Genomic DNA, 7,783 nt, shown 5'->3' with positions numbered 1-7,783 from the left:
CATCGCTCGGCTGGTGGAGGACGCGCAGACCGGGAAGGCGCGCGTGCAGCGGCTCGCCGACGCCGTCGCGGGCGTCTTCGTCCCCACGGTCCTCGCCGTGGCCGTCACCGTGCTGGGCTTCTGGCTGGGCGCGGGCGCGGACCCGCAGGCCGCCGTCACGGCGGCCGTGGCCGTGCTCGTCGTCGCCTGCCCCTGCGCCCTCGGCCTGGCCACCCCCACCGCCCTGCTCGCGGCCACCGGCCGGGGCGCGGGGCTGGGCATCCTGGTCAGCGGGCCGCAGGCCCTGGAGGGGCTGCGGCGGGTGGACACCGTCGTACTGGACAAGACGGGCACGCTGACGGTCGGTTCGATGTCGGTCGCGGAGGTGACGGCGCGCGCCGACGGCCTCGGCGAGGGGGCGGCGCTGCGCCTCGCGGGCGCGGCCGAGGCGGGTTCGGAGCACCCGGTGGGCCGCGCGATCGCCGCCCATGCCCGCCGCGTCCTGTCCGAAGCGCTGCCGCGCGTCGAGCACTTCGCCGCTACGGCGGGCCTCGGGGTCACCGGGCTGGTGGACGGGCGCCGGGTCGAGGTGGTGCGGCCGGACGCCGGGAACGCTGCGGCCTATCGGCCGTCCGGCGGCGGCGACGGGGCGGTCGGCTCCCAGGGCGGGGCCAGGTCGGCCGACTCCCAGGTCGGGGGCGGGCCGGCGGGCGACCGGGGCGCGGAGTCCGGTACCGCGTCATCGGGTGTGCCGCTCCACGGCCCGGCGGAGGAAATGCTCCCCGCCGAGCTGGCCGAGGCCGTACGGGTCGCGGAGGCCGCCGGGCGTACGGCAGTGCTCGTGCGGGCGGACGGGCGAGCCGAGGCTGTCATCTCGCTCGGGGACCAGTTGCGGCCCGGCAGTTACCGGGCCGTGGACCACCTCAAGCGGCTCGGGCTGCGGCCCGTGCTCGCCACCGGCGACAGCGACGCCACCGCGCACGCCGTCGCCGACGAGCTGGGCATCGCCGAGGTGCACCCCCGCTCCACGCCCGAGAGCAAGGCCGAGCTCGTACGGACGCTGCGCGCGAGCGGGCGGCGCGTCGCCGTGGTCGGCGACGGAGTCAACGACGCGGCGGCGCTGGCCGGGGCCGATCTGGGGATCGCGATGGGCGGCGGCACGGACGCCGCCATCGGGGCGGCCGATGTGACGCTCGTACGCGAGGACATGCGCGCCCTCGCCGACGCGGTGCGGCTGGCGCGCCGCACGCTGGGGACCGTACGGGCCAATCTGGCCTGGGCGTTCGGCTACAACCTCGTCACCGTCCCGCTGGCCGCGGTCGGTCTGCTCAACCCGATGGTCGCGGCGGCCGCGATGTCCGTCAGTTCGCTGCTCGTCGTGGGCAACAGCCTGCGGCTGAGGGGCTGGCAGCCGACGGCCTCGCGCGGAACGGCGGGAAGCACCGTTGCGGGCAGTGACTCCGGGCGGGCCCGGCCGTACGGCACGGGGCCGGCCCGCGCCCGTACGAGCACCCGAGGAGGCGCCCGGTGACCGCGAACACGACCACCACCACGGGCACGACCACCACCACGACCACGGGCACGACCACCGGCGGCAAGACGCCGCCTCCCTCCTCCACTCCCCTGTGGCGGGCCCTCGCACCGGCCGCGCGTGCCGCCGTTGTCCCCGTCGCGGCCTTCGCCGTCGCGCTCGGCGGGCTCGGGGCGTGGGCGGCGTCCGGCGCGGCCGGCAGCCCGGCCGAACTGGAGGTGACCGGCGGCCGGATGCTCGTACCGTTCGACGGCGGCGAGACCGCCGCGTTCTTCCAGGTGCGCAACACGGGCGGCGCGGACGACGAACTGCTGCGGGTCGAGGTGCCCTCCGCGCGGGAGGCGATGCTCAGCCGGAACGTCGAGCGGAAGGGCGCCGGCACGATGGAGATGGTCGGCTCGATGCCCGTACCGGCGGGCGGCGAGCTGGAGATGTCGCACAGCGGCCTCGACATCATGGTGCAGGGCCCGCCGAAGGCCCGCGTCGGCGACCGGGTGCCGTTCGTGCTGCACTTCCGCGAGAGCGGCGCGGTCCGGGTCGACGCCGAGGTCGTACGGGCGGGGAGCTGAGGAACACATCGGGCCGGGGGTACTGGGCGTGATCCCGTCCCCCCGGCCCGACCTGTGTCAGCTCGCCTGCGCGAGCACCGGTCTCAGCTCGCCTGGGCGAGCGCCGGAACGCGCTCCGCCGCCTGTTCGGCGGTCGCCAGTTGCCCGATGAGGACCTCGCGGGCCCGCGCCACACGCGAGCGCACGGTGCCGACGGGGCAGCCCGCCACCACGGCGGCCTCGGCGTACGGCAGCCCCAGCAACTGGGTCAGTACGAACGCCTCGCGCCGCTCGTACGGCAGCCGGTCCAGGAGCTGCGAGAGCGCGACCCCTTCGTCGAAGCCGGGGAGCGCCGGGGACTGGGTGCGTTCGGCGGCCGCCTGCCAGTCGTCGGTGTCGGAGAGCCGGGGCCGGGCCGCGTTGAACCGGAGCCGGTCCACGACCGTGCGGCGGGCGATGGCCAGCAGCCAGGTACGCGCGGACGAGCGGCCCTCGAAGCGCGGCAGGCCGCGCAGCGCGCGCAGATACGTCTCCTGGACCAGGTCGTCCGCGCCCTGCGGGTCTCCGCTGAGCCGCGCCACGTAGCGCCGGACGTCGTTCTGGGTGGCGCGGATGAAGCGGTCCACGGCCTCCGCGTCGCCGCCGCGCGCCGCGAGCGCCCAGGCGGTCACCGTCTCGTCGTCACGCACGGCCGCCTCCCCCAGTGGACGCGGGCCGCTGGGGACCGGCGACGATGAGGGGGTGGACTGCTGTGATGCCCGTACCGCCATATCCGCCCGCGCCGACGGCGAGGCGCTGCCTCCGGGCGTGCGGGGCGCCGCGCTCGACGCGCACGTACGGGGGTGTGAACCGTGCCGCCGCTTCGCCGAGGGGGTGCGGCGGCTGAAGACGCCCCCCGCGGGACGGGGGGGATGGGGCCCGGGGGGGGGGCACGCGGGGGGGCACGCGGGACGGCACGGGGGGCGGGCCGGGGGTTGGGAGGGGGGATGGGACGGGGGTTGTGCCGGGCCGTCGAACGGCCCGCGTCAGGGCAGGGGTCATCGCCCTGGGTCCTTCCTGGAGTCCGGGCGCCGGGCCGTCGTGGCGGGGCGCGCCGGTGATGTGGTGATCCGGTCGCGTGGTGCGTGCCGTCAGCCGACGGCGGCGCGGGCCGGTGGGCCACGGGTGGCGAGGACATGGGCGTAGAGCAGTTGCCGCAGCCGCTGCGCCGCGCGTGCGCGTTCGCCGTCGGTGCGGCGTATTCGGGGCGCCGGGCGGGTCGGCGGGGCGTCGTCGAAGAGGACGAGGAGCGGTGCGAACAGCCGTGCCGTGAGGGCGCGGCCGAGCCGGAAGGCCGCCTGTTCGCCGCCGCACAGCCACATGGCGGAGACGAGGGCGACCAGGACGTGCGCGGACCACATGCCGAGCGCGCCGTGCCCCATGTGATGCATCGTGGCGTGCGCGGATATCGCGGCGGGTGCGTCCGGTGAGTTCATCGCCGCCATGGCGCCGTCGCCGGAGGGCATGACGTGTCCCGCGCCCATGGCGTGTCCCGCGCCCATGGCGTGTCCCGCGCTCGCACTGACCGTACCGGCCGTACTGGTCACGGTCTGTGCGACGGCGAAGAAGGAGTGCAGGCCGGACTGGGCGCCCACGGTGGCGAGCGTGACCAGCAGCGGGCCGCGCTCGCGGCCGGCCATGAACCAGGCCGCGCCGCCGGTGCCGCTGAGCGCGCCGCCGATGGCCCACCACGGGACGGCGGCGCCGGACATGACCGCGTGGCCCAGAGCCGCGAGCAGCACGCAGACCGCCGCGAACACGATGGCCCGCAGCGCCCGCAGTCCGTGCCCCGCTTCCATGGGCTCATCGTTGCACTCGGGTCGGACAGTGCGACGCCGGGGGCGTGCGAGGGCCCGTGACGGCCGTCGGCTGAAGGCCCGCGACGGCCGCTGACGGCAGGGCGTGGCTCCGCCCCGCACCGTCCGCCCGGCGGTACGAGGCGGTGGACCGGCGGCTCGGGGGAAGTGACCGGCGGCCCTGGGTCCCGTCGCGCCATGTGGGACTCGCCTCAGTGAGTGAACCGCTGCCCGATGCCGGGCGGGAGCGTGTGCGGCGAGGGCGCGTGTGTGCGGCGCGCACACCCCGTGTGAATCGGTCAGGCCCGAGTGCGGCGGTCCGGCAGCCAGGCGGCGGTGTTCTTGTCGCCGACGCGGGTGCCGATGGTTCCCTTGAGCACGGAGAGGGCCGCGGGGAGCGCGGCGACGGCGGCGGCCTTGAGCGCGGAGAGGCTGGTGAGGTCGAACCCGTCGGCCATCAGCAGGCCGAGGAAGGTGGTGACGTACGCGGTGACGGTGCGTTCGGCGATGTCGGCGAGGGTCTTCGCGGTGGCCACCGGGGTGTTCGGCATGGTCTCTTCCCTTCGGATGCGGAAGGAGGCGGAAACAGGAAGCAGACAGGAGCGGACGGGAGGGGTCCGGGTGCGCGTCGCGCGGGGGGCGGCCGGGGGCGCCGGCCGGAGGTGCGTACTCGCAGGGTGGGGGCGTGCGTACGGGGCCGCAAGTGCCTCGGGGCGGGGGCATGTGGGGGCTTGTTCTTCCTCTTGCGGGGCAGCCGCCCGACAGGGAATGTGGGCGGCAAGGAGGGATCATGACCGCGACCGTGTGCATGTCGCACGGCTTCCGCGCGAGCGCGCCGGCCCGTCGGCCGCGGCCCTGTGCGGAGCAGTGCCCGAACTGCGGAGGGCAGCTCGCCGTGAACCAGGACGGCTGGAAGATCTGCCACGGCTGCGGATACGCCTCACCGCCCGGTTACGCGCCCCCTCCGCGCGGCGTCACCGGCAGTATCGTCGACAGCGAGGCTGCCGAACGTTGCGGAGGGTCCACGTGGTCAACCCATGGCTCGCGCTGGCGGCGGACGCGGATCCCGCCGAGAGCCGCCGTGCGGTCCGCTGCGCGCACGAGGAGTTCCTCACCAGGGGCGCGGTCGGCCCGCAGGTACGGCGGGTGGTCGCCGACTCGTGGCGGCGCTGCGCCCGTTCGCGGTCGGCGACGGAGGCCGTCGCGCCGATCGACCTGAGCGACGGCGAGTTGGCGGAGTACCGCCGGGCGCATCCGCTGGCGGGGGCGATGCCGCTGGTCAGGGAGTTGCTGGGGTCGGTGGCCGACGAGGGCGCGTATCTGCTGGCGGTGTGCGACGAGTACGGGCGCATGCTGTGGGTGGAGGGGCACGCCGGGGCGCGGGGCCGGGCCGAGGCGATGAACCTGGTCGCGGGCGGCCGCTGGGACGAGCGGCACGCGGGCACGAACGGCCCGGGGACGGCGCTCGCCACGGACCACGCGGTGCAGATCTTCACCACCGAGCACTACAACCGGGTGGTGCAGCCGTGGACCTGCGCCGCCGCCCCGGTCCACGACCCGGTGAGCGGGCGGCTGCTGGGCGCCGTGGACATCTCCGGCGGCGACCATCTGGCGGGCCCGTACAGCCTGGCGCTGGTGCAGGCGACGGCCCGCGCGGCGGAGGCGCAGCTGTCGGCCGCGCCCCGCGCGGAGCGGGACTTCCTGACGGCGCTGGGCCGTGACGAGGCCCTGCTGTCGATCGGCGGCCGGCGGCTGCGGCTGGGCCGGCGGCACAGCGAGATCATGGTGCTGCTGGCGTGCCGCCCGGAGGGCCTGACGGGTGATCAGCTGGCGTTGGAGCTGTACGGGGAGCGTCCCGTCGACCCGGTGACGCTGCGCGCGGAACTGTCCCGACTGCGCCGCCTGGTGGGCCCGCTGCTGGTCTCGCGCCCGTACCGGCTCTGCGCTCCGCTGCGCACCGACGTGGCCGCGGCGGCCGAGGAACTGGCGGACGGCGCGCTGCACGCCGTGTCGCGTACGTACCGGGGCCCGCTGCTGCCGTCGTCGGAGGCGCCGGGCGTACGCCGGGCGCGGTACGTCCTGGAGGACGGGGTGCGCCGAGCGCTGCTGGCGGCGCGCGACCCGTATCTGCTGCGGTGGTGGGCGGAGTCGCCGTGGGGCGAGGACGAGCTGGAGGTGAGCGAGGCGCTGCTGGGGGTGCTGGCGGCGCGGGCGCCGGGCCGGGAGGCGGTGGCGGCGCGGACGGGGGCGCTGAGGGAGGCGTACGGGGTGGGAGTGAACGACAGATAGCCGCCCCCTGGCCGCCCCCCGACTCGACGCCGGACGCAACGTCCGTGCAACGTCCTGCTCCCTAGCCTCCTGCCCACAGCGCCGTTCGCGAGGGAGCGGACGGCGGCAGACCGATCGGAGGCCGCTCTAGATGACTCGTTATGCCAGCCCTGGTTCCGCAGACGCGATCGTCTCCTACAGCTCGCGGTACGACCACTGGATCGGCGGCGAGTACGTGCCGCCCAAGCAGGGCCGGTACTTCGAGAACCCGACGCCGGTCAACGGACAGCCGTTCACCGAGATCGCGCGGGGCACGGCCGAGGACGTCGAGCACGCGCTGGACGCCGCCCATGCCGCGGCCCCGGCCTGGGGGCGGACCGCGCCGGCCGAGCGCGCGACGGTGCTGAACCGGATCGCGGACCGGATGGAGGCGAACCTCGAAGCGCTCGCGGTCGCGGAGTCCTGGGAGAACGGCAAGCCCGTACGGGAGACGCTGGCGGCGGACATCCCGCTGGCGATCGACCACTTCCGGTACTTCGCGGGGGCGATCCGGGCCCAGGAGGGCAGCCTCTCGGAGATCGACGAGGACACGGTCGCGTACCACTTCCACGAGCCGCTGGGCGTCGTCGCGCAGATCATCCCGTGGAACTTCCCGATCCTGATGGCCGCGTGGAAGCTCGCGCCGGCCCTGGCCGCGGGCAACGCCGTGGTCCTCAAGCCCGCGGAGCAGACGCCCGCCTCGCTCCACTCCTGGATGAGCCTGGTGGCGGATCTGCTGCCGCCGGGCGTGGTCAACATCGTGAACGGCTTCGGCGTCGAGGCGGGCAAGCCGCTCGCGTCCAGCCCGAGGATCGCGAAGGTCGCCTTCACCGGGGAGACCACGACGGGCCGCCTGATCATGCAGTACGCGTCGGAGAACCTGAAGCCCGTCACCCTGGAACTCGGCGGCAAGAGCCCGAACATCTTCTTCGACGACGTGTCGTCGGCGGACGACGACTTCCTCGACAAGGCGCTCGAAGGCTTCACGATGTTCGCCCTGAACCAGGGCGAGGTCTGTACGTGCCCGTCCCGCGCCCTGATCCAGCAGGGCCACTACCGCGCCTTCATGGACGCGGCGGTGGCCCGCACCGAGGCGATCGTGCCGGGCCACCCGCTGGACACGGACACGATGATCGGCGCCCAGGCATCCAACGATCAACTGGAAAAGATCCTCTCCTACTTGGACATCGGAAAGCAGGAAGGCGCCCGCATCCTCACCGGCGGCGCCCGCGCCGACCTCGGCGGCGACCTCGCGGGCGGCTACTACGTCCAGCCCACCATCTTCGAGGGCGACAACCGCATGCGCGTCTTCCAGGAGGAGATCTTCGGCCCGGTCGTGGCCGTCGCCCCCTTCGCCGACTTCGACGACGCCATCAAGACGGCCAACGACACCCTCTACGGTCTGGGCGCCGGCGTCTGGACCCGCAACGGCAACCTCGCCTACCGCGCCGGCCGCGCCATCCAGGCCGGCCGCGTCTGGACCAACTGCTACCACGCCTACCCGGCCCACGCCGCCTTCGGCGGCTACAAGCAGTCGGGCATCGGCCGCGAGAACCACAAGATGATGCTGGACCACTACCAAC

At 74.9% G+C, this 7,783-nt stretch carries 7 protein-coding genes; 4 read left to right on the top strand and 3 right to left on the bottom strand.

Annotation, left to right across the window (positions count from 1 at the left end; translation table 11 throughout):
* Together ACFU99_RS25145 and ACFU99_RS25140 are read left to right on the top strand one after the other, a co-directional pair.
* The coding region (locus tag ACFU99_RS25145; protein ID WP_384395607.1) for a heavy metal translocating P-type ATPase at positions 1–1,510 on the top strand (1,510 nt) is incomplete at its 5' end.
* Positions 1,507–2,079: a copper chaperone PCu(A)C gene (locus ACFU99_RS25140; RefSeq protein WP_384395604.1), complete on the top strand. Its 573-nt coding sequence runs from the start codon at positions 1,507–1,509 to the stop codon at positions 2,077–2,079. The genes ACFU99_RS25145 and ACFU99_RS25140, both read left to right, overlap by 4 nt.
* Positions 2,080–2,162: 83 nt before the next feature.
* On the opposite strand, the gene ACFU99_RS25135 is transcribed toward ACFU99_RS25140, so the two are convergent.
* The 3 genes from ACFU99_RS25135 to ACFU99_RS25125 all read right to left on the bottom strand — a co-directional run bounded on the left by ACFU99_RS25135 (position 2,163) and on the right by ACFU99_RS25125 (position 4,444).
* Positions 2,163–2,747 carry a sigma-70 family RNA polymerase sigma factor gene (locus ACFU99_RS25135; RefSeq protein ID WP_384395602.1) on the bottom strand — a complete coding sequence of 195 codons (585 nt, stop codon included), beginning with the start codon at positions 2,745–2,747 and terminating at the stop codon, positions 2,163–2,165.
* Between the two features lie 441 nt (positions 2,748–3,188).
* On the bottom strand, positions 3,189–3,896 hold the full coding sequence (locus ACFU99_RS25130; protein WP_384395599.1) for a hypothetical protein: 708 nt from the start codon (positions 3,894–3,896) through the stop codon (positions 3,189–3,191).
* Positions 3,897–4,192: 296 nt separating this feature from the next.
* Positions 4,193–4,444 carry a holin gene (locus tag ACFU99_RS25125; RefSeq protein WP_384395596.1) on the bottom strand — a complete coding sequence of 84 codons (252 nt, stop codon included), beginning with the start codon at positions 4,442–4,444 and terminating at the stop codon, positions 4,193–4,195.
* 475 nt (positions 4,445–4,919) lie between these two features.
* Between ACFU99_RS25125 and ACFU99_RS25120 the strand changes: the two genes are divergently transcribed.
* Positions 4,920–6,182 carry a GAF domain-containing protein gene (locus ACFU99_RS25120; RefSeq protein ID WP_384395594.1) on the top strand — a complete coding sequence of 421 codons (1,263 nt, stop codon included), beginning with the start codon at positions 4,920–4,922 and terminating at the stop codon, positions 6,180–6,182.
* Positions 6,183–6,312: 130 nt separating this feature from the next.
* A partial coding sequence (locus tag ACFU99_RS25115) for an aldehyde dehydrogenase family protein (protein ID WP_384395591.1) occupies positions 6,313–7,783 on the top strand: 1,471 nt, incomplete at its 3' end.

The sequence above is a fragment of the Streptomyces sp. NPDC057654 genome (genome assembly GCF_042800135.1).
Classification (GTDB): Bacteria; Actinomycetota; Actinomycetes; order Streptomycetales; family Streptomycetaceae; genus Streptomyces.
This window is presented reverse-complemented; position numbering and strand designations above follow the sequence as displayed.